We start from the raw sequence: 20,765 nt of genomic DNA on the forward strand, positions 1-20,765 counted from the left end.
GTGGAAAAGGATGTGGCGTTGCCCAGACAACCAGGATGTTGGCTTAGAAGCAGCCATCATTTAAAGAGTGCGTAATAGCTCACTGGTCGAGTGGCGCTGCGCCGAAAATGTACCGGGGCTAAACAGATCACCGAAGCTGTGGATTGACCGTATGGTCAATGGTAGGAGAGCGTTCCAAGGGCGTTGAAGCTGGACCGGAAGGACTGGTGGAGCGCTTGGAAGTGAGAATGCCGGTATGAGTAGCGAAAGAAGGGTGAGAATCCCTTCCACCGAATGCCCAAGGTTTCCTGAGGAAGGCTCGTCCGCTCAGGGTTAGTCAGGACCTAAGTCGAGGCCGATAGGCGTAGACGATGGACAACAGGTTGATATTCCTGTACCACCTCCCCGCCGTTTGAGTAATGGGGGGACGCAGTAGGATAGGGTGAGCACACAGTTGGTTGTGTGTCTAAGCAGTGAGGTGGAGAACGAGGCAAATCCCGTTCTCATATAACACTAGGCTGTGATGGCAAGGAGATTTATCTCCGGAGTCCCTGATTTCACACTGCCAAGAAAAGCCTCTAGCGAGGCGGGAGGTGCCTGTACCGCAAACCGACACAGGTAGGCGAGGAGAGAATCCTAAGGTGATCGAGAGAACTCTCGTTAAGGAACTCGGCAAAATGACCCCGTAACTTCGGGAGAAGGGGTGCTCTGGTAGGGTGAATAGCCCGAGAGAGCCGCAGTGAATAGGCCCAGGCGACTGTTTAGCAAAAACACAGGTCTCTGCAAAATCGTAAGATGACGTATAGGGGCTGACGCCTGCCCGGTGCTGGAAGGTTAAGAGGAGGGGTTAGCGCAAGCGAAGCTCTGAATTGAAGCCCCAGTAAACGGCGGCCGTAACTATAACGGTCCTAAGGTAGCGAAATTCCTTGTCGGGTAAGTTCCGACCCGCACGAAAGGCGTAACGATCTGGGCACTGTCTCAACGAGAGACTCGGTGAAATTATAATATGCGTGAAGATGCGCATTACCCGCGACAGGACGGAAAGACCCCGTGGAGCTTTACTGTAGCCTGATATTGAATTCCGGTGCAGCCTGTACAGGATAGGTAGGAGCCTTGGATTCCGGAGCGCCAGCTTCGGAGGAGGCATTGGTGGGATACTACCCTGGCTGTATTGGACTTCTAACCCTTGCCCGTGATCCGGGCAGGAGACAGTGTCAGGTGGGCAGTTTGACTGGGGCGGTCGCCTCCTAAAGAGTAACGGAGGCGCTCAAAGGTTCCCTCAGAATGGTTGGACATCATTCGCAGAGTGCAAAGGCATAAGGGAGCTTGACTGCGAGACCTACAAGTCGAGCAGGGTCGAAAGACGGACTTAGTGATCCGGTGGTTCCGCATGGAAGGGCCATCGCTCAACGGATAAAAGCTACCCCGGGGATAACAGGCTTATCTCCCCCAAGAGTCCACATCGACGGGGAGGTTTGGCACCTCGATGTCGGCTCGTCGCATCCTGGGGCTGTAGTCGGTCCCAAGGGTTGGGCTGTTCGCCCATTAAAACGGCACGCGAGCTGGGTTCAGAACGTCGTGAGACAGTTCGGTCCCTATCCGTCGCGGGCGCAGGAAATTTGAGGAGAGCTGTCCTTAGTACGAGAGGACCGGGATGGACATACCGCTGGTGTACCAGTTGTCTTGCCAAAGGCATCGCTGGGTAGCTATGTATGGACGGGATAAATGCTGAAAGCATCTAAGCATGAAGCCCCCTTCAAGATGAGATTTCCCATTACGCAAGTAAGTAAGATCCCTCAAAGATGATGAGGTGGATAGGTCTGGGGTGGAAGTACGGCGACGTATGCAGCTGACAGATACTAATCGATCGAGGACTTAACCTATTATAAAAAGAAGTTACTTGAATGACCCAATGTCTTTTATTCAGTTTTGAGTGAACAAGCTTTACTCAAGAAGTCTAGTAACGATGGCGAAGAGGTCACACCCGTTCCCATACCGAACACGGAAGTTAAGCTCTTCAGCGCCGATGGTAGTTGGGGGTTTCCCCCTGTGAGAGTAGGACGTTGCTAGGCAAGCGAAGCCATTCCCTTTGGGGAGTGGCTTTTTTGTGCTTTTGAGAGAATATTTTTCTGTTGTCCGCTCATTCTTTTGGCCATTCGATCATAGTGGCTGTTCAAGCGCTCATTTTCAGGCAGCATACGCTCTAAGCCTCCGTCCAAGCGCTCATACTCGCCCGGTATCCGCTCTATGTCTTCGGCTGAGCGCTCATACTCGGGCGGCATCCGCTCTAATCCTCCGTCCAAGCGCTCATACCCGCTCGAGATTCGCTCTAAGCCCCTGGCCAAGCGCTCATACTCGCCGGGTATCCGCTCTAATCTTCCGTTCAAGCGCTCATACTCACGCGGCATTCGCTCTATGCCTCAGGCCAAGCGCTCATAACTCCAGTTCATCCGCTCTATGCCTCCAGCTAAGCGCTCATACCCGCTCGAGATCCGCTCTAATCCTCCGTCCAAGCGCTCATACTCACGCGACATCCGCTCTAAGCCCCTGGCCAAGCGCCCATACTCACGCGGCATCCCCTCAAAATCTCCTCCCACACCACAGTCTTTTCCCAATGAAAAAATTAAGTAATGAGCACAAGCAGCGTGTCAGCGGACAAAACATCTCAAGGGTGGTTGAGTCATTTCAAGGCTCAGTACAGCCGCTGGAAAAATCAGCTGTTTTGCCCACTAAAATTATAATTATTCACGGACGCCTAAATAACTTCCTTGATCACCGGCAAAAACTCGCTCTAATATAATTCCGCAAATTAAATAATCCATGGCTGAGAAGCCCATGGATTAGAAAGCAGATATTGTTATTCAATTCAATTTGATCTAATCTGGCTGTCTAATCATACGGAGTAGTAAATGTCGTTATCTTGTTCATAGCGCACGGCAATAGTCTGACCGGTGGATGATTGAAATTGAAGCGTATTTATGTCTAAATTGCCAATAAGAATAGAAAACGAATATTGGTCTTGCTGCGAAGGCAGGAGAGAATAGTGGATAATATCATGAATGAGAGAAGACATATCTTCATAGGAAGTAAAAACATAATATTCATTGACCATATAAGCCGGCATATTGCTCATCCCCTTTTATAGTTTGCTCAAGAGCGCAGTTGACGAGAGAATAGAACAATTTTCTGTTCGCCTAGTATCTGAATGCCGGCTCTCTAAAAATAAAGCCTGTAACGTATACTTTCTTCTCAAAAGAGAATTATAGCGTATAGAAAAATCATTCTGCCAATATTATATAGCAGAATGACGGATAATACTACTGAGTATTGTAAATTTGTAGAAAAAGGGGTAAAAAGTTTATTTTTTTAAACTGAACATAGTTTGCATGAAAGCCAGCAGTGCACTCTTGTCGTCAGAAGACAAACTGATTCCATTAAATGAAACCGATTCTTTTAATACTTTCTCAAGTGCAAGCTCTTTGGTTATTTGTTTCTTTTTTGAAGTGAAAAATGCCTGATCTACTGTATCATTAGGCAGGTATCCGGCCAATATGAGCAACTCGTTCTTATCTGTGTCCAACGCTGTTGCTAACGCACAAATCGTTTCACGGGAAGGATTATAGCGTCCCTTTTCCAATGATGCAATAAAGGAATAACTTAAATCAGCACGCTCTGCCAAATAACGTAAGGTCATTTCTTTTTGTTCACGTATTTTACGCAGGCGCTTACCAAACTCATTCATTTATATTCCCACCTTTTCTACTCAGTCTGCGATTTGCTGATTGATAATACTATCATAACTGATTAATTGATAAATAAAAAGCAATGCTATCGTAAAGGATATAGTAAAATAGTCTAAAATATCGGATATTATAAAAATTTGCAGAAATATCCCGATCGGAATAGAAGTATTTCCGGCAATTAACATGCCGAAATAACCAGCCAACCCCGTGTATACCTACCATTTTTTTTACCTACATATATACAATTCTATCTTAGTTGTAGGGGATCTGCTATACTCCATATCCCTAATTTTTAAGATCTATAACTGTTTATTGCCGTATTTTAAATTCTTTTTCATTTGAAAAATTTTCAGAATAGAAAATAAATGTGTTGACAAAAAGAACAAATAGACATAAAGTGTGTTGTAAGACTAAACAATGTGACTTTTCCACCCTTTTTGTTTAGAAATACAACACAAGTTAAATTTTAATTAAAAGGAGGTTGTAATCTGCACTATCTCGGGATCGCAAAGGAAACTTGTACTTTATAACGTAAACATCTTCTGTACAAAAAATTAGAGCTATTGTTATTTCAAACAGGGCCGGTCTTCTCTCCTTACAATCTTTTGAAAGTATAAAACAGAAAGCGCAGGTGTTGAGAATGCGGCATGAATTCACAAATTGCAGACGAATGAGCAAGTTACAGTCTATTTCACTATTATCGTTTCTAAGTCTTTTATTGGTGGCAGGGGGATGCTCGCCGTTATTTGGCGGAAAGACAAATGGAGATGCAGCAGCGGTTCTGCTTGCCAATGAAAAAGTGGATCCGTATGCGGGAGCGAAAAACGAAGTTCTTTCTTATGTATGGACTACGCGAAAAGAATTATCACTGACATTCAATGGAATGGCCGATAAGAAAACAATGATTAAGCTACTAGATGCACTCGATGAACACCACATTCCAGCTACATTCTTTCTGCCGGGGATTCGGGTAGCCGAAGAGCCTGATATAGCCAAAATGATACTGGAACGCGGTCATGAAATTGAAAACAACACACTTAATCAGCGGGAAATCCGCAATATGAGTTACGAACAATTGTATAAAGAAGTCAAGTTAAGCAATGAAGTTATTCGAAATGAAACAGGCGTAACTCCGCGTTATGTAAGAACTCGATCAGGTGATTCTGATGAGGATTTGCAGGCAGTCGCTGCACAGCTTGGCATGGAGGCAGTTATTAATTACACAATTAATCCGCGCGAAGGGGATATGCAAAGTGCCAAAGAGATCGGTGAATATATTGAAAGATATATAACGCGCGGTTCCATCATTTCTATGCATACAGATATTAATCCCGAAGTTGTCGGTGCAATTCCATATATTGCGAAAGCAGTAGAAAAGATTGGCTATAAGCTGGTCCCGTTAAAAGAATTGGTCAAACGGGGAACGGAACATAAACCATTCGATCAAATTGCAGGATATGACAGTATTCAAATTAATCCAGACTATGAACATATTACACCAAATATTTTTTACGATGCCAAAACTGAAGAAAAGGTTATTGCGTTAACATTTGATGACTGGGGAAGCGATTATACGGTGACAAAGATTCTAGACATTTTAAAAGAAGAGAAAGTGCCATCCACGTTTTTCTTAATTGGTAAAGGTGTAGAAAAAAATCCAAACTTGGCACGTGCCATTTATGAGCAGGGTCATGAAGTGGCAAGTCACTCTTATGGTCATGAAATCGTGACGAAGATGACGCCAGAGGATCTGCAACAAGACTTGGTGAAAGCAAATCAAGTCCTAACGGAAGCCATTCAAGCAAAACCGGTAAGGCTCTTCCGTCCCGCAACAGGAGAAATTGATGAAGAAACGGCAAAGGTTGCCATGGCAACGGGATATAAAAGTATTGCTTTATATGATGTCACACCATTCGACTGGGATGTAGCAAATGATGCGGATGAAATCCTGAAACGCGTCATGAAGAAACGCGGCGAAGGAAGCGTAATTGTTTTGCACATTCTGGATGATAAACATACTATCGAAGCTCTCCCAATGATTATCCACACATTACGTGAGGAGGGCTACACATTTAAACATATGTCGGAATTAATGCGCATGAATAATAACTAATAGATGGAGATGGTCTCAATGGCGAATTCACTATATGAGCAAATCGCGGATAAGCAAGAAAAAATTGCAGTGGTCGGGCTGGGATATGTGGGTCTGCCGGTAGCCATCGCGTTTTCCGAAGTGGCAGACGTAATTGGATTCGACATAAGCGAGAAAAAGATTGCCGAACTGCTTGAAGGCATTGATATGACGGGTGATGTAGGAGAGGAACGGATTCAAAATACGGATATGCTGTTTACTTCAGACGAAAAGGAGCTGCAAAACGCCAAGTTCTTTGTGATTGCTGTTCCAACGCCAATTCAGTCCGGAAATCTGCCGGACTTGAAATTTTTGCAGATGGCCAGTCAAACCGTAGGAAGGAATATGAAAAAAGGGTCAGTTGTAGTGTATGAATCGACTGTATACCCTGGCGTTACAGAAGAAGTTTGTATACTTGAATTGGAAAAGGCGTCGAACTTGAAATTCGGCACGGACTTTACCGTAGGATACTCGCCTGAACGCATTAATCCGGGTGATCAGGTACATCGCCTTGAAAATATTATCAAAATTGTATCTGGCAGCGATGAACAGACACTTGAAACTATTGCAAATGTCTATGAAATGATTATTGACGCAGGCGTATACCGCGCGGAATGTATTAAAGTTGCAGAAGCCGCAAAGGTAATAGAAAATGCACAGCGGGATATTAATATTGCGTTTATGAATGAGCTGTCTATGCTGTTCAATCAAATGAAAATTGATACACAGGCAGTCTTGCGTGCCGCAAAAACCAAGTGGAATTTCCTTCCATTTACACCCGGGTTGGTCGGCGGACACTGCATTGGGATAGATCCTTATTATTTAACCTATAAAGCTGAGGATTGCGGATATCATTCCAAAATCTTATTGGCAGGAAGGCATATCAACGATTCAATGGCGGCTTACATCTCGCAGCAAATACTAAAGATGCTCGCGCAGCAGAAGGTCAATATGAATAATATCCGAATAGGAATCTTGGGTCTAACGTTTAAAGAAGATTGCCCCGATTTTCGTAATACGAAAGTTCTGGATATTATCAATGAATTAAAAGAATACGGCATTGATCCCATTGTGGCCGATCCTATGGCAGACTCCTATACAGTAAAAAAAGAATGCGATATTACACTTGTACCAGTGGAGGATTTTAAAGACTTGCATGCAGTGGTAGTCGCAGTCCCTCACGAAGCATACAGAGGGCTGGAACTGGATGACTTCCAGCAAATGTTTAAGATAGAAGGTGCAAAGTTATTGGTTGATGTGAAAGGTATTTACAACAAAAAAGAATTCGAAGACCAGAACATTAGGTATTGGAGTCTATGAGAAAGGTGTGGAAGTACAGTGACAGAAAAACATAATGCCAGACCCTATATTTTACACACTGAGAATGCAACACTTCTTCCGAACGTTCCGATAGTGAAGAGAGATGCAGCCGGGAACATGGTTGAAACAAATCGCCTGCTGAAAGATTCTTATTCGTGTAACTTTCAGGTGGTTATTAGAGAAAACGTGTTTGGAGCGAGAATTAAAACAGATGCTGTCGAAATATCAAAAACGCAGGTGATCGTAGACTTCAATTCCGCAATGAATGCAATCGGAAACGGTGATATTGTAACTTTACGTTTCAAAATTCCAAAAGGAACAATTGAGGAAGGATACGAATCAACAGTAAGGATTCGCGGAACGGCAAGCTGGCAAGAAATACAGATGCCAACTGGTGAAATTACGTGGAAAATGGTCTTCAGTTTTGTCGAATCACTCGACTCCTATTTTGAGAGAACGAGATGGAAGTATATAAAGACATTTACGTTTGCCAGTCTCTTACTTGTTGCTTTCTTTATCGTATTAATGCGAGTGGAGAGTTTAGTCTACTTTAAATTCAATAAATTCATCTACTTTTACAGTCTCATTGCAGCTGCGTTTCTATTGTCTCGGTATATATTTGGTGCCTTCTACAAAAACATTCCAATTAATCCGAATTACCGGCCGGGTGTTTCAATCATTATTCCTGTATTTAATGAAGAAGAGTGGATTCACAAAACGATATATAGCTGTCTAAATCAGAACTATCCCATCGATAAGCTAGAAGTAATTGTGGTTGACGATCAATCTACAGATCAAACTGTAAAAAACGCCTTGAAAGCAGTCGAAAAGCTAAGCCAGGAAGATGAAATATACAACATCAAAGAACGGCTTCAAGTGCATGTAATGCCGGTCAATGGCGGAAAACGCGAAGCGCTGGTGGAAGGCGTGGCAATGGCAAAGCACGATCTGGTTGTCTTTGTTGACTCGGATAGTTTTCTCGAGCCGAATGCCATTCTGAATCTCGTGCAGCCGTTTCAAGACCCTAAAATGGGCGGTGTTGCAGGCCGTACAGATGTGGAAAACAAATATACGAACAGTATAACGAAACTGCAGGTTGTGCGTTACTATATTGCATTTCGCGTGATGAAAGCGGCAGAATCTTATTTTGACTGCGTCACTTGCCTGTCAGGTCCTTTGTCTTGCTATCGGAAGTCTTTGATTTTGAAACATCAGGAAGACTGGGTGAATCAAACCTTCTTGGGACAGCCGGCAACATTCGGAGATGACCGAAGTATGACCAACTTTATCTTGCAGACACATCGCACTGCCTACCAGGACAGAGCTATTTGTTCTACAATTGTACCTGAAAAATTCGGAATGTTCCTGAAACAGCAAATGCGCTGGAAACGATCCTGGCTGCGTGAATCGTTACGGGCGGGCACCTTCATTTGGAAAAAGGAAGTCTTCATGGCACTGTTCTTTTACGTCGGGCTGATTGTGCCAATTGCAGCACCGATTGTCGTGATTTATAACTTAGTATATGTTCCTCTCTATCACGGTGTTTTTCCGGCAACTTTCCTGATGGGTTTGTTCCTGATGGCTTTCATGATGAGCGCGGCGTACTTGTTTTTCAAGAAAAGCAGTCTCTGGATATTCGGCTTTGTTTTCGTTTTGATGTATGAAGCGGTTCTTTTATGGCAGATGCCGATTGCTTGGGTAACGTTCTGGAAATCAACATGGGGAACGCGCGATACGCCTCAAGATATTGAAGCGAGAGAAAAGAAGGCCCGCAAGAAAGAAAAAAAGGATCCTCTAACTATCAAATCATAAGTATATGAATTTGTAGACAAGGAGAATTGCATATGAAACGTAAATATAACGAAGTGTTAGATTATGAAAAGAAAAATCAGCGGAAAAAAAGGCGCTCGATTTTTCAATTGGCGATCCTGGCAGTTATTGTGTTCCTTGTGTTTCAAACGTTTGTTGAGATGAATCGTTACGATGCGCCAGATCAGACAGAATGGAGTAATAAAAAGGGGTTTATCGCCCTATCCTATCCAGGTGTATCGAGAGATGGATCCGACTCGCTTTTTGCGAAAAAACAATTGCAGAAACAGCTGCAGGCGTTAACCGATCAAGGATATGAGACTATCTCCCAACAAGATATTTTAGACTATTACAATAAAAAGAAACCTTTACCCGAGAAAGCACTGTTTCTTTCCTTTGAAGACGGACGCACGGATACGAGTGTATTTGTACATCCATTGCTGAAGAAATACAACTACAAAGCGACGTTGCTGTCATTTGCAAATAAACTGGAGACAAACGACAAACGTTTTCTGCAGCCGGAACATCTGTCGCAAATGAAGAAAAGCGGATTTTGGGAATTGGGCAGTAACGGCAACCGCTTAACATATATAAATATATTTAATAAAGAAGGGACATTTTTACCTATTCGTGACGACGATGAAGTGCTGAATAAAAGTGAAATCGATTCTTATAATCACTTCTCCATGGATTTTATACGTGATCAGTATTCAATTCCGATTGAGAATCGAACGGAAATGGAAAAGCGGATTACAGAAGACTATGAGCAGATGCGCAAGGTGTATGAAAAACAGCTAGGAGCTACGCCTGATGTGTATATGATTATGCATGCAAATGCCTTATATAATACAGCAAACAGATTGGTTTCAGATATAAACGATAAAGAAATCAGAAAAACATTTGCCATGCATTTTAATCTTGAAGGAAACACGTACAATACAAATGGAAATGATCTGTACAATCTGACGCGGGTTCAGCCGGCAGCATCCTGGTCAACTAATCATTTATTAATGAAAATTCAAAATGACACGAAAGGAAAGGTAGAGTTCGTCCGGGGAAATGAAAAGCAGGCGAAGCAATGGAAAGCAGCAGAAGGTGTGGCGGAATTTGACGGAAACACAATTATTCTGACGTCAAAGGCGAAAAAACAATCACATTTAGTGCTGAATGAGAGCGGCAACACAGACATTCAGTTCACAGGGAAAGTCGGGGGAACTGAAGAAGGTCAGCAGGCGGTCTTCCTCAGACGCAGTAATGACGGGGACGCGTATATAAAAGTAGCATTTGAAAATGATCAGCTGATTATTGAAGAAAAAGTAAAAGGACAGCTGAAAGAATTATTGGAGACAAAGGCAATCCCTGACGCACACATTGCAGAACAGAATGACAGTCAATCATCTGGACGAAAAGAAAAGAAAACAGATGAGGAAAAACTTGCGAATGAGAAATATGTAGAAATAACGCTCAAAGACAATAAACTGGCAATCCAGCTGAATGACAAAGAAATTGTAAATAATCTTGCAGTCAATCAAGACATACAGTCAGGTAAATTGGCGCTCGGTTCTTCTTGGGTAACAGGTGATTTTAATGATCCGATTCATGACGCATATTTCAGTGATATTGCGATTACTTCATTGGACAAAAATCATGCGAACCAGACTGCTCTATTTACCAACGAAAGAGGAAATTATCAAAAGTTAATCTACACATGCATCAGTTCAATAAAATCCGCAATGAACTGGGTAGTTGATAATTTCTAAGACCACTATAGATACTACTAGAAGCGGGGATTGCAATGAAAACGAAGAATAAGATGGCCCACATTGTTATTACCTGTTTACTTTTAAGCGGCTGCCGCGGGCAAGAACACGAACAGCAGATGGATGTTGCAGAATTGAAAAGTTTGGAGTTATCCGCCTGGGTGACTGAGTGGCAATGGCAGAGTGGAATGGAAGATCTGAAGCAAGTACAAGGTTTGGATCGTACGCAGGTTTTTGCAGCGTATTTTGACAGTGATGACCAGTTATATTTCAGTGACAAAATGCATGAGGCAATTGCTGCCATGCAAGAGCTGTCCAGAAAGCGGAAAATTCCGCTAGACTTAACTATCGTAAATGATCAATTTCTGCCGGACAATACGGTCGTTCATAAAGATGCGGATTTAATTGCGCGGCTGGTAGGAAGTTCAGCCAGCCGAAAAGCCCATATCGACACTATTTTGCACTATATCAGTAAGTATCAGTTTGATGGACTTGAAATCGATTACGAAAATGTAAATACAGAAGATTTACCTAACCTGATTCAATTTTATAAAGAGCTGAACCAGGCGCTTGAAACACACGGAAAAACATTACGTGTCATTCTTGAACCTAATTTACGCGTGGAAGACTATCAATTTCCTGCCGGCCCTGTTTATGTGATGATGGCGTATAACTTGCATGGCGGACATTCAGATCCGGGCCCGAAAGCAAACGAGGAGTTTATTCGTAATGTAGCGAAAAAAATGAGCGCGCTGCCCGGCGAGCCAATAATGGCATTTTCTGCAGGCGGATTCAAATGGCAGCATGGGAAAGACCATACTGCCACTCTTACAGAAATAGAAGCAGAAGAGCTGGCCCGAAAGAGTCACGAAAAACCCGTAAGAGACCCGGCTAGCGGCGGCATGTATTTTGATTATAAAGAAAAAAACGGTGAGAAGTTCACCGTTTGGTACGCGGATCGGCAGACCCTGCACCAATGGATGAAGATCGCGGCTGAAGAAGGCAATACTAAGGTTTCTCTTTGGCGGATGGGAGGGATTGAGACATCCACATTGGAATTTCTGAATAAAGCTATCCGTTAAAACTAAGAATCGGAAGGGGAAGAAGAGATGTTTGCCAATCATATTAAAGAACTCAGGAAACAAATGAATCTGACGCAGGCAGAATTGGCTGAGCAGGTGGGCATCGGGCGTACAGCTTTATCCAAAATAGAAAATGGCGCGTATTATCCAAGTGCGAAAACAATGAAAAAGATTTCGGATGTTCTTAATAAACCGATTGGTGAAATCTTTTTTAATACGGATATTTCATAAAAGTACAGAAATCGGTGCAGACAGTCCATAGCAGTAAAGGCTATAAATTGACAGAGAGGAGGGAGGATTTGTGAAAGAATCAGAAGCGGCTGTAAAAGTCAAAATGCCTGTTGCCGATGAAAACTTCATTATTCGAAAAGAAATACAAATTCCTTGTCACATAAAAATGGTCCGATTGACTGCCATACAGGCGCCGCTGGGATACGGAAAGACGACATTGCTGAGTAAGTCACTCTCCCGCGTAAATGGGTATACTGCTTGGCTTGCGTTAGATGAAATGGACAATGATCCGGTGCGATTTTGGAGCTGCATCATTCATTCCATCGTGCATAGCGGGAAAGCAATAAATAAAGAAAAGGTACTGTCTTTCCTAGAAACCGGTCCGCCTTTCTATAGGATTGTCGATATGCTGTTGGATGAACTCAGCAGAAAACAAGAGAACATCTCCCTTGTTCTGGACGATTACGATTTGATCAGCAACCCAGTCATTCATAAAATGATGGCACGCTTCATTCACTTCTTGCCGCGCCATGTAAAAGTTTTTATTATAAGCCAAGACGAAATACCTCTGCCCCTTTCGGAATGGCGAATAAAAGGCTGGATGTATGAAATAGGCATCGGGCAGCTTCAGTTTACATTAGACGAGGTAAAAGAGTTTTATGAAAATAATGCCGTTGTCACTCCTCGGACCAAGTCTTTTTACCAGCAAGTGCTATGTGCTGCGGAAGGCTGGCCATTCGGCGTCCGCTTACTGAGCTTGACCGAACCGCACAAAGATCGGCAACGGAAATCAATGGAACTTTCTATCTTGTCGCCCGTAGTCGGAAGTTATGTACTCTATGAAGTTCTGTCCAGTCTGCCGGCTGCTGTGCAGCAATTTCTCATACGCACATCTCTCTTGAAAGAATTAACTCCAGCCTATTGTAATCAAGTAATGAAGCGAGATGACAGTGAAGAGGTATTGAAGGAAATCGAGCGGAAGGGATTATTTATCAGCCAGCTGGAAGGCAGTCCTCTGACATACAGGCTTCATCCTCTATTTTCGACCGCTTTACAGAACGAGATGCATCGGCGTTTATCGAAAGAATCCATTATGGACGTTTATAGGATAACCGCAAAACTCTTGTATGAAAGAAGAGATTACCCGGCCGCCATTGAGACTGCAGTCAGAGGAAATTTATTTGAATTGGCGGATCGTTGGATTGTGGAGAACCTGGTAAATATATTTCATTCCAAAGAGACAGGTAGTTTCAAGCACTGGATATTAATGCTGCGTAAAAATTCTTTTGATGTACATCCGGAGACGCTCGTATTCTACGCATATATGTGCGCTGTGCAGCGGGAGATGGAGAGAACTGTGTCCATTGTCCGGGAACTCGACCGCAGACATGAAAAGTCAGGCTGGCGGGCTGAAGCGGATTCAAAAGATGCAGCGTGTATGTTGGATATTTTAAAAGTATATATATTGTTTTTGCAGGGGCGCATGACAGAAAAGAGCATATCACACGTTTTGAATCAGGTTCATTGCCATCCGTTTCCCTTTGACTCCCGGTGGAACCGGTTCTCAATGATCTATAATCACTTCAAGCCGCAATTGCTGCAAACCAATTTGGGCAACGGTGGAAAGCTCGGCTCCTTCAAACCATTAATGAAGCTCAATGATCAATTGCGAAATGATGCGTACTTGCCCCGTCCTCTTGCGGGATATAGCTTCGCTTTACAAGCCGAGATTTATTATGAAATGAATGTACTGCCAAAAGCCGATGAGCTCATAAAAAAGGCAATGGAATACATTGACGGCCATAATGATCCAGGTTTGTCTGTTCCACTGTGTATCTTGAAAACAAAGATTCATTTGGCTGCCAAACATTTCACCGAAGCACAGGCAGGACTGAACCATGCGATGAACAGCCCGCTGAACATTGACTGGAAATGTATTTTGCTTACTATGAAAGGTCTGGCATTTATTCGGGAGGGGGCTTTTGAAAAAGCTGAAATGGAGCTCGCGCGATCATCAAATGTTATACGCCGGGCTGATTCTGGCTTGGAATTTTGGATGCTTGTACAGGCGAGACTGCATATGGAAAGAGGCAATGGCCGAAAAGCACTTCATTACATTGAGCAAGTAATCAGAGATGCGAAACGGGAATCCCGTGTAATACCGATTATAGAAGCAAAAGTATTACATTCGCTCTGCTTATGGAATAGCAGCAAGAAGAAATGTGCCGCAAGTGTACTACATGGAGCATTGGAGCTGGCCGCGGAGTCAGGATATAAGCGGATTTTTTTAGACGAAGAGGCATTACAGCCGGTATTGCTGCACTATATAAAAAGCCGGAAAAATGTTGAACAGGCTGAGTGGGAAACTGTTCCGCTTGTCTTTGTGCAGTCGTTGACAACGGATCATATCATCCGTCCGCGAACCGATCCCAAGAAAATAAAACCGAAGCTGACTCCCCGGGAAGAACAGCTGATCAAGGCGATTGCCTCTGGCGCATCCAATAAAGAAATTGCGGAGCAGCTTTTTCTCTCTGAAGGAACAGTGAGAGTCTATTTATCGAAGGTCTATAAAAAACTCAATGTCTGCTCACGTGCTCAGGCTATACTGCTGGCGGATGATTGGCAATAAAGCTGGGAAAATTATTTTCGGTAAGGGGGATGACGGCAATGACGGCATTATTAGCATCAAAAATTCAAATACCCGCGCATGCTGAAAGCTGGATCAGCAGAGAGAATATGGCGTCTGTTCAAGAGGAAGCAATCCGGTCAGATGTGTTGTTTATAAGTGCGCCCGAAGGCTATGGCAAAACGGCATTTTTGGCGCATTGGACAAAGAACCTGGATGAAAATATTGCCTGGCTGACAGTCGATGAGACAGACAATCACTCGCTCTGTTTTTTCCGGTATATCGTTTATGCAGTGTATTCGGCTTGTGCCTTGCTCCCGCAGGACAGGCTGCAGCGTGAATTGGCTAACGCAAACCGCAGAGAACTTAATGCAATGTGGGATTTGTATAAGCAGGCAGGCAGCCGATTAGAGAAGCCGGTTCGGTTAGTTATCGACGACTTTCATCACATAAACAATCCCGAGTTGTTAGAAATGATTCAGTATTTTGTAGTGGCAATGCCTGAATCGTTGAAGATTTGCTTTGCAAGCCGCAGCCTTGCGCCGATCAGCCTTACATTGTGGCACTCTTTATTCACTGTGACTGAAGTCAGAGCGGAGCATTTGCAATTGACTTCCAATGATATATATAAGATGCAACATCCCAAGCAGCAGTACGTAAGGAAAGAGTTCGCCCAGACAGAAGAGCCCGATGCAGTGCTGCTTAAAAATGCAGCATGCAGATATCTTCAGCAGGGCGATATCGTGCGGGCAATCACTCATGCGTTAAAAGGTAAGGCCTACCCGTTAGCAGCCGCCTTGATGACGAATTACGGAGAACAAATGATAAGGAATCGGCATACACTTGCATTCGCAGCTTGGTGCTATGAATTTGAAGAAGCCGGTATTCCATTAACTTTAGACCTTCAGCTTCTGTTTGCTTTTTCACTAGTGGCGGAGCATAAAGCAGAAGAAGCGGACCGTGTCACAAACCAAATGACGGCAGAAAATAATCGAAAAGAATGGAATGCGTTTACGGGACGAGTCAAATCCGCCGCATACGACTATTTTCTGGTCAGGTCCTATATTACAATTATTAAAATGGGCGGTGTGACTGAAGTCGGGCAGTGGCTGCAAAAAGGATTTAATTTGAATGCCGGGCAGAGTTCTAAATTTTATCTGCTGCCGCTTCAGTTCAATAAAGACGAACCGATATTATGGCGCACACCAGTAGGCCGCCATAAAAAGACGGACAGACTGGAAAGTCCATCATTCTGTCAAACTAAGTATTCTTACGGGTCAAATAAATTATCTGTTACAGGGTATTACCATGGTATTCAGGCGGAGACATGGTATGTGAATGGTTATTTGAAAGAAGCGGGACAGGCACAGGAAGCAGCCTTGCTTTTAGCGCATCATTATCAGGATCCGGGTCTGCTGATTCCAATGTATATCCTCCGCTGCAAGCTGTACTTGGCGAAAGGTGAAACGGCTAAAGCGCACGAAACTGTCAAAAATGCTTTATCTTATGCCCCAGATAGTTTCTGGAGAAAGTTTTTACATGCATGTCAAGCATTGATTTATTTGAAAGAACAGCATGTTCAGCTTGCAGAAGAAATACTGTCAAAAACAGAGAACGCCGTTGACGAAAATTGCGAAAAGCATTCTTTCATCTCGCTTGTGCGCGCCAGAATGCTTTTGGAAAACTCCAGTCAGGAAGCAGCACTGGAAGCGGTTCGCCGTGTGAAACTGGATGCACAGAAGGAAGCGCAGGTCTTGACGTTTATCGAGGCAGCTATTTTGGAGAGTGTATGTTATGCCCGCAGCGGAAGCTGGGAGCAAATGGCCCGGGCTTTGCAGGAGGCGATGACGTGCAGTAAAGAATACGGCTATACCCAGTTATTCGCTGAAGAAGATTGTATGGAAGCGATGCTGAAGGAATATGCAAAAGTGCGTAAACAACGTGGCGATATAGATTGGTCTGGTGTTCCATCCTTCTACGTGGAGCGTTTAGTTCAGGCGACGCAACGGACTGCTCCTCTCACTGATTTGCTGACAGCGCGAGAGCAAGAAGTATTTTCGCAACTGACATCAGGCGAGCCGGATCATAAAATAGCAAAAAGTTTATCTTTGACAGAAGGAATGTTGCGCATCCACTTAACATCTATATGTGAGAAGCTGAATGTGAAGTCAAGAACAGAAGCCATGTTAAAAGCATATAAGGCAAAGTGAATAATGAAACGACCGGCGGCGCTTCTTGTATGAGGAGTGTCGCTGTTTTGTTATACTGTAAGCCCGTAATCAAACAACGCATATATTTTCAAAGCGCCTCCCGGTAAGATCAAATTATTATTTGATTTGGGAGGTGCTTTTCATGCCAACAATAAAACCGTTAACGATTGTCCCCGTGACTTTACATCCGATTTCCTCTCCCAGCCTTCCGGCTGCCCCTGCTAGCAGTTCGCCGGGCACTTGCTCCGTCAAGATAGCGAACGCGGAAATCCATTTCCATAACGGCGTAGAAGAGCGCATCATCCGAGCCGTCATGAAGGAGCTGATGCATCCATGAAACAGGATTATACGGATGTGCAGAATATATATATTGTCTGCGGAAAGACCGATATGCGAAAAGGCATTGATGGACTGGCGACATTAGTCCAAGACTCTTTTGAACTTGACCCTTACAGCGACTCCATCTTTTTGTTCGCCGGTTGGAAAAAAGACCGCTATAAATGTCTCTACTTTGATGGGGATGGATTTGCGATGTTGTATAAGCGGCTAGACACAGGCAAACTGCAATGGCCACGGAGTGAAACGGAGGTCAAGAACCTGACACAACAGGAACTGCGCTGGCTGCTCGAAGGGTTGTCCATCCAACAGCCAAAAGCGATTCCCCCTTCTGCAAGAGGTGTGTTTTAAAAATAGCTATTCACGTCCTGTGAAATCCGGTATACTACTCACAACGAGAAGGAAAGCGGTGAAGGAAATGGCCAAGCGTTCAGCAGAAGAATCATTGGAAAAAGTCATTGCGCTATTGGAAGAACAACTGGCGTATTCCAATGAACAAAATGAAAAGCTGTCCCGACAGGTGGAGACATTGACTCAACAGGTACAGTATTTGACCAAGCAATTATTTGGTTCCAAAACAGAGAAATCCAAGTATCAAGTGCCCGACGGGCAAGGATCCTTATTCGATGAGGACGAGAACCCTTTTCCCGATTCTGAGCAGACAGAAGAACAAAGCCAACAGATGATTTCTTACACTGTTGTCCGAAAACGTCCGAAGAAACGAAATGATCTATTTGATGAGGGGATCCCCACAGAAGTCATTCATCATCATCCCGAGCAGTTGGAATGCAACTGCTGCCTGCATCCATTGACAGAGATGGGTGAGGGTCAAGTCGTTCGGGAAGAGGCAGAATTCATCCCAGCTAGCCTGAAACGTATTCAGCACGTAGAACATACCTACGAATGTACACACTGCAAGACAGATTCGAACACTTCCTCCATGATTGTCAGAGGAAAGGCCCCGCAGCCCGCCATTCAAAGAAGCGTCGCTGGACCGAGTGTCTTGGCCCACGTCATTTACCAGAAGTTCATGCAATATCTTCCCCTTTACCGACAGGTAAAGGAATGGGCACGTCATGGGCTCAAAGCTAATGACAAAAATTTGTCTAACTGGGTCATCCGTGCAACCGAAGACTGGTTAGCTCCTCTCTACGAGCGAATGAAAGAACTGTTGACTTGTCGGAACGTCCTGCATGTGGATGAAACCTCAGCTCAGGTACTCTTTCGCACAGACGGTAAACCGGCTCAAAGCAAGGCTTATAATTGGGTGTGCAAAACGATTCCTTGCCAAGGTCCTGTCATGGTGCTGTTCCATAGTTCCCTGTCGCGTTCTCGTGCCGTTTTGGAATCTTTCATCCAAGGATTTCGGGGAACCGTCATTTGTGACGGATATTCTGCTTACGGTAATCTGCCGGATATACAATTCGCCAACTGTTGGGCGCACGTCCGTAGGTATTGGCTGAAAGCCAACTCCAAGAATGGACAAATCGGCGTGGATTTCTGTAACCAACTATATGCGTTAGAACGAGAGTTTCGCCAACTACGGCCAGGGAAACGCCGACGGATGCGGAAAAAGTATTCCAAGCCGATCGTGAAAAAATTCTTCGCATGGATAGAAGAGAGTCCTTTTTACGGAACGAATGCGCTGGCAACAGCCGCAGACTATACGTTGAAGCGGAAAAAAGAGCTTCAGCTATTCTTAACAGATGGTCGTCTGGAAATCGATAACAATCCGGCAGAAAACGCTATCCGTCCGAACGTGATCGGTCGAAAAAATTGGCTATTCTCTGTCAGCGAAGCGGGCGCGAAAGCGAACGCCATCTGTCTCAGCCTAGCAGAGACCGCCAAATTACATGGGATTGATTTCTATATGTATTTGAAAAAGGTCTTTTCGGAACTTCCGAATCTGGAATTCGGCCAGAATCCTTCACGACTGGATGACTATCTGCCGTGGTCGCCACAAATCCAACTGGAATGTAAAAAATAACAGCCCGCTGCTTCAAAAACAGGAAGCAATCGGGCTATTTGTGATGACGTACCAAATAGGTACGTTTTTTTATATTACGGGCTTACGTTATACTTAATGAAAGTAAAGGAGTGCATAGCAAATGACGTATGAAGACCGGCCGCTTGTGCGGGCTTTACAAAATTTCCAAAGCCGTAACCCTCTTTCATTTCATGTGCCGGGGCATAAAAACGGTATGCTTTCTGGTTTGCCGGACAACATGCGGCAGGCGTTTGTCTATGATGTCACGGAACTGACGGGACTCGATGATCTGCATGAACCCGCGGAAGCGATTAAACAGGCAGAAGATAAGCTGTCACGTTTATATGGGAGTGACCGCAGTTTCTTCTTGGTAAATGGATCGACAGTCGGGAACTTGGCAATGCTGTATGCAACGGTCCGGCAAGGTGACTTGGTGCTGGTGCAGCGCAATGCACATAAGTCTGTATTTCACGCACTGGAGCTGACGGGCGCGCAGCCGGTGTTTTTATCTCCTGACTGGCATGAGCAGACTCAGACAGCCGGCACAGTGTCACTGGAAAACGTGAAATATGCGCTCAAGCAATATCCGAATATAAAGGCCGCTGTGTTTACTGCGCCCACTTACTATGGAGTAACGAATCATGAAATGGAAGACATCATAAAAATATGCCATAGTTACAGCATACCTGTATTGGTTGATGAAGCGCATGGTGCCCATTTTATAGTGAATGAAGCATTCCCAAAAAGTGCATTGGATCTTGGAGCAGACCTGGTCGTTCAGTCCGCGCATAAAACATTGCCAGCTATGACGATGGCTTCCTTTTTACACATTCATTCACAATTGGTTTCTGTTGAACGGGTAGCGCATTATCTTCAGATGCTTCAATCAAGCAGTCCTTCGTATGTATTGATGGCTTCTTTAGATGATGCGAGATACTATGCAGAGACGTATAACGAAAAAGACTATGCGAGGTTTCTATCATATAGGCAGGGCCTGATCCAAGACTTACGCAGTATACAGGGGGTTGAGGCAGTAGAGCCTGATGACGGACTGAAACTGCTGCTGCGCGCAGAAGGCCATACAGGATTTGTCCTGCAGGAAGCATTGGAGCAGCAGGGGATCTACGTGGAACTGGCAGATTTATATCAGGTATTGCTTATACTGCCTTTGGTGAAAGCGGACTATGACGAAGAACATGCAAATACGGCCGACAAATTCAGACGGGCGGTAAAGAGTTTGACAGACAAAGAAGCTGCCGCTGTACAGACTTATTTTTCACCGCCTTCCAGCCTTGTATCCGTGACGGCATATACAGCCAAGCAACTTCATACGATGAGTACTGAATGGGTACATATAGAACAGGCGGCACAACGAGTGGCAGCAGAGTCCATTATTCCTTACCCCCCCGGGATACCGCTATTATGCGCAGGGGAGCGGGTTACAGAGGAGTATATCAAGCAAATCCAAGACTTATTGGCAGCCGGCTGCAGATTTCAGGGAGCAATAAATATGGAGACAAAAGAAATAAAAGTAGTTGGCAACTAGACGGG

At 44.3% G+C, this 20,765-nt stretch carries 16 protein-coding genes and 2 rRNA genes (1 of these 18 only partly in view); 13 read left to right on the forward strand and 5 right to left on the reverse strand.

Going from position 1 to position 20,765, the window contains the following annotated elements; all coding sequences use genetic code 11:
- Together SporoP37_RS09760 and rrf are read left to right on the forward strand one after the other, a co-directional pair.
- Positions 1 to 1,862: ribosomal RNA gene (locus SporoP37_RS09760) — 23S ribosomal RNA — on the forward strand (it extends 1,067 nt beyond the left edge of the window).
- 73 nt (positions 1,863 to 1,935) lie between these two features.
- Positions 1,936 to 2,051: ribosomal RNA gene (gene rrf / locus SporoP37_RS09765) — 5S ribosomal RNA — on the forward strand.
- Here the strand turns inward: rrf and SporoP37_RS09770 are convergent.
- From SporoP37_RS09770 to SporoP37_RS09780, 4 genes are all read right to left on the reverse strand, one after another.
- Positions 2,046 to 2,387 (reverse strand): hypothetical protein, encoded by a 342-nt coding sequence (locus SporoP37_RS09770; protein WP_085430832.1) that lies wholly within the window; start codon positions 2,385 to 2,387, stop codon positions 2,046 to 2,048. The genes rrf and SporoP37_RS09770 overlap by 6 nt on opposite strands.
- 12 nt (positions 2,388 to 2,399) lie before the next feature.
- The gene (locus tag SporoP37_RS16940) at positions 2,400 to 2,555 is read right to left on the reverse strand and encodes a hypothetical protein (RefSeq protein ID WP_157118627.1); all 156 of its coding nucleotides are present in this window, start codon (positions 2,553 to 2,555) and stop codon (positions 2,400 to 2,402) included.
- A gap of 317 nt (positions 2,556 to 2,872) precedes the next feature.
- Positions 2,873 to 3,103 (reverse strand): hypothetical protein, encoded by a 231-nt coding sequence (locus SporoP37_RS09775; protein ID WP_085430833.1) that lies wholly within the window; start codon positions 3,101 to 3,103, stop codon positions 2,873 to 2,875.
- A 234-nt stretch (positions 3,104 to 3,337) separates the two neighbouring features.
- On the reverse strand, positions 3,338 to 3,721 hold the full coding sequence (locus SporoP37_RS09780; protein WP_081243485.1) for a helix-turn-helix domain-containing protein: 384 nt from the start codon (positions 3,719 to 3,721) through the stop codon (positions 3,338 to 3,340).
- A 671-nt stretch (positions 3,722 to 4,392) separates the two neighbouring features.
- On the opposite strand from SporoP37_RS09780, the gene SporoP37_RS09790 reads away from it, so the two are divergent.
- From SporoP37_RS09790 to SporoP37_RS09825, 8 genes are all read left to right on the forward strand, one after another.
- Positions 4,393 to 5,835 carry a polysaccharide deacetylase family protein gene (locus tag SporoP37_RS09790; RefSeq protein WP_099662759.1) on the forward strand — a complete coding sequence of 481 codons (1,443 nt, stop codon included), beginning with the start codon at positions 4,393 to 4,395 and terminating at the stop codon, positions 5,833 to 5,835.
- Between the two features lie 18 nt (positions 5,836 to 5,853).
- Positions 5,854 to 7,173 carry a nucleotide sugar dehydrogenase gene (locus SporoP37_RS09795; RefSeq protein WP_085430834.1) on the forward strand — a complete coding sequence of 440 codons (1,320 nt, stop codon included), beginning with the start codon at positions 5,854 to 5,856 and terminating at the stop codon, positions 7,171 to 7,173.
- Between the two features lie 117 nt (positions 7,174 to 7,290).
- Entirely contained in the window at positions 7,291 to 8,985 is a 1,695-nt protein-coding gene (locus tag SporoP37_RS09800) for a glycosyltransferase family 2 protein (protein WP_085431750.1), read from the forward strand.
- Positions 8,986 to 9,017: 32 nt separating this feature from the next.
- Entirely contained in the window at positions 9,018 to 10,742 is a 1,725-nt protein-coding gene (locus tag SporoP37_RS09805; protein WP_085430835.1) for a polysaccharide deacetylase family protein, read from the forward strand.
- A gap of 35 nt (positions 10,743 to 10,777) precedes the next feature.
- On the forward strand, positions 10,778 to 11,824 hold the full coding sequence (locus tag SporoP37_RS09810; protein WP_085430836.1) for a glycosyl hydrolase family 18 protein: 1,047 nt from the start codon (positions 10,778 to 10,780) through the stop codon (positions 11,822 to 11,824).
- Positions 11,825 to 11,851: 27 nt separating this feature from the next.
- Positions 11,852 to 12,055 carry a helix-turn-helix transcriptional regulator gene (locus SporoP37_RS09815; RefSeq protein WP_081243491.1) on the forward strand — a complete coding sequence of 68 codons (204 nt, stop codon included), beginning with the start codon at positions 11,852 to 11,854 and terminating at the stop codon, positions 12,053 to 12,055.
- A gap of 70 nt (positions 12,056 to 12,125) precedes the next feature.
- Positions 12,126 to 14,684: a winged helix-turn-helix domain-containing protein gene (locus SporoP37_RS09820; protein ID WP_085430837.1), complete on the forward strand. Its 2,559-nt coding sequence runs from the start codon at positions 12,126 to 12,128 to the stop codon at positions 14,682 to 14,684.
- A 38-nt stretch (positions 14,685 to 14,722) separates the two neighbouring features.
- Positions 14,723 to 16,891, forward strand: coding sequence for a LuxR C-terminal-related transcriptional regulator (locus tag SporoP37_RS09825; RefSeq protein ID WP_158233627.1), 2,169 nt, complete (start codon positions 14,723 to 14,725; stop codon positions 16,889 to 16,891).
- A 117-nt stretch (positions 16,892 to 17,008) separates the two neighbouring features.
- Here SporoP37_RS09825 and SporoP37_RS16945 read toward each other — a convergent pair whose 3' ends face one another.
- Positions 17,009 to 17,206, reverse strand: coding sequence for a hypothetical protein (locus SporoP37_RS16945; RefSeq protein ID WP_157118611.1), 198 nt, complete (start codon positions 17,204 to 17,206; stop codon positions 17,009 to 17,011).
- 18 nt (positions 17,207 to 17,224) lie between these two features.
- On the opposite strand from SporoP37_RS16945, the gene tnpB reads away from it, so the two are divergent.
- From tnpB to SporoP37_RS09845, 3 genes are all read left to right on the forward strand, one after another.
- Complete coding sequence (gene tnpB, locus SporoP37_RS09835) at positions 17,225 to 17,578, forward strand: IS66 family insertion sequence element accessory protein TnpB (protein ID WP_085430172.1); 354 nt, start codon at positions 17,225 to 17,227, stop codon at positions 17,576 to 17,578.
- A gap of 67 nt (positions 17,579 to 17,645) precedes the next feature.
- Positions 17,646 to 19,214: an IS66 family transposase gene (gene tnpC / locus SporoP37_RS09840; protein ID WP_085431677.1), complete on the forward strand. Its 1,569-nt coding sequence runs from the start codon at positions 17,646 to 17,648 to the stop codon at positions 19,212 to 19,214.
- A gap of 121 nt (positions 19,215 to 19,335) precedes the next feature.
- A complete protein-coding gene (locus tag SporoP37_RS09845) occupies positions 19,336 to 20,760 on the forward strand; it encodes an aminotransferase class I/II-fold pyridoxal phosphate-dependent enzyme (protein WP_085430839.1) in 1,425 nt (474 codons plus the stop codon).
- The last annotated feature ends 5 nt before the right edge of the window (positions 20,761 to 20,765 follow it).

The organism is Sporosarcina sp. P37 (assembly GCF_002109365.1).
Taxonomy (GTDB): Bacteria; Bacillota; Bacilli; order Bacillales_A; family Planococcaceae; genus Sporosarcina.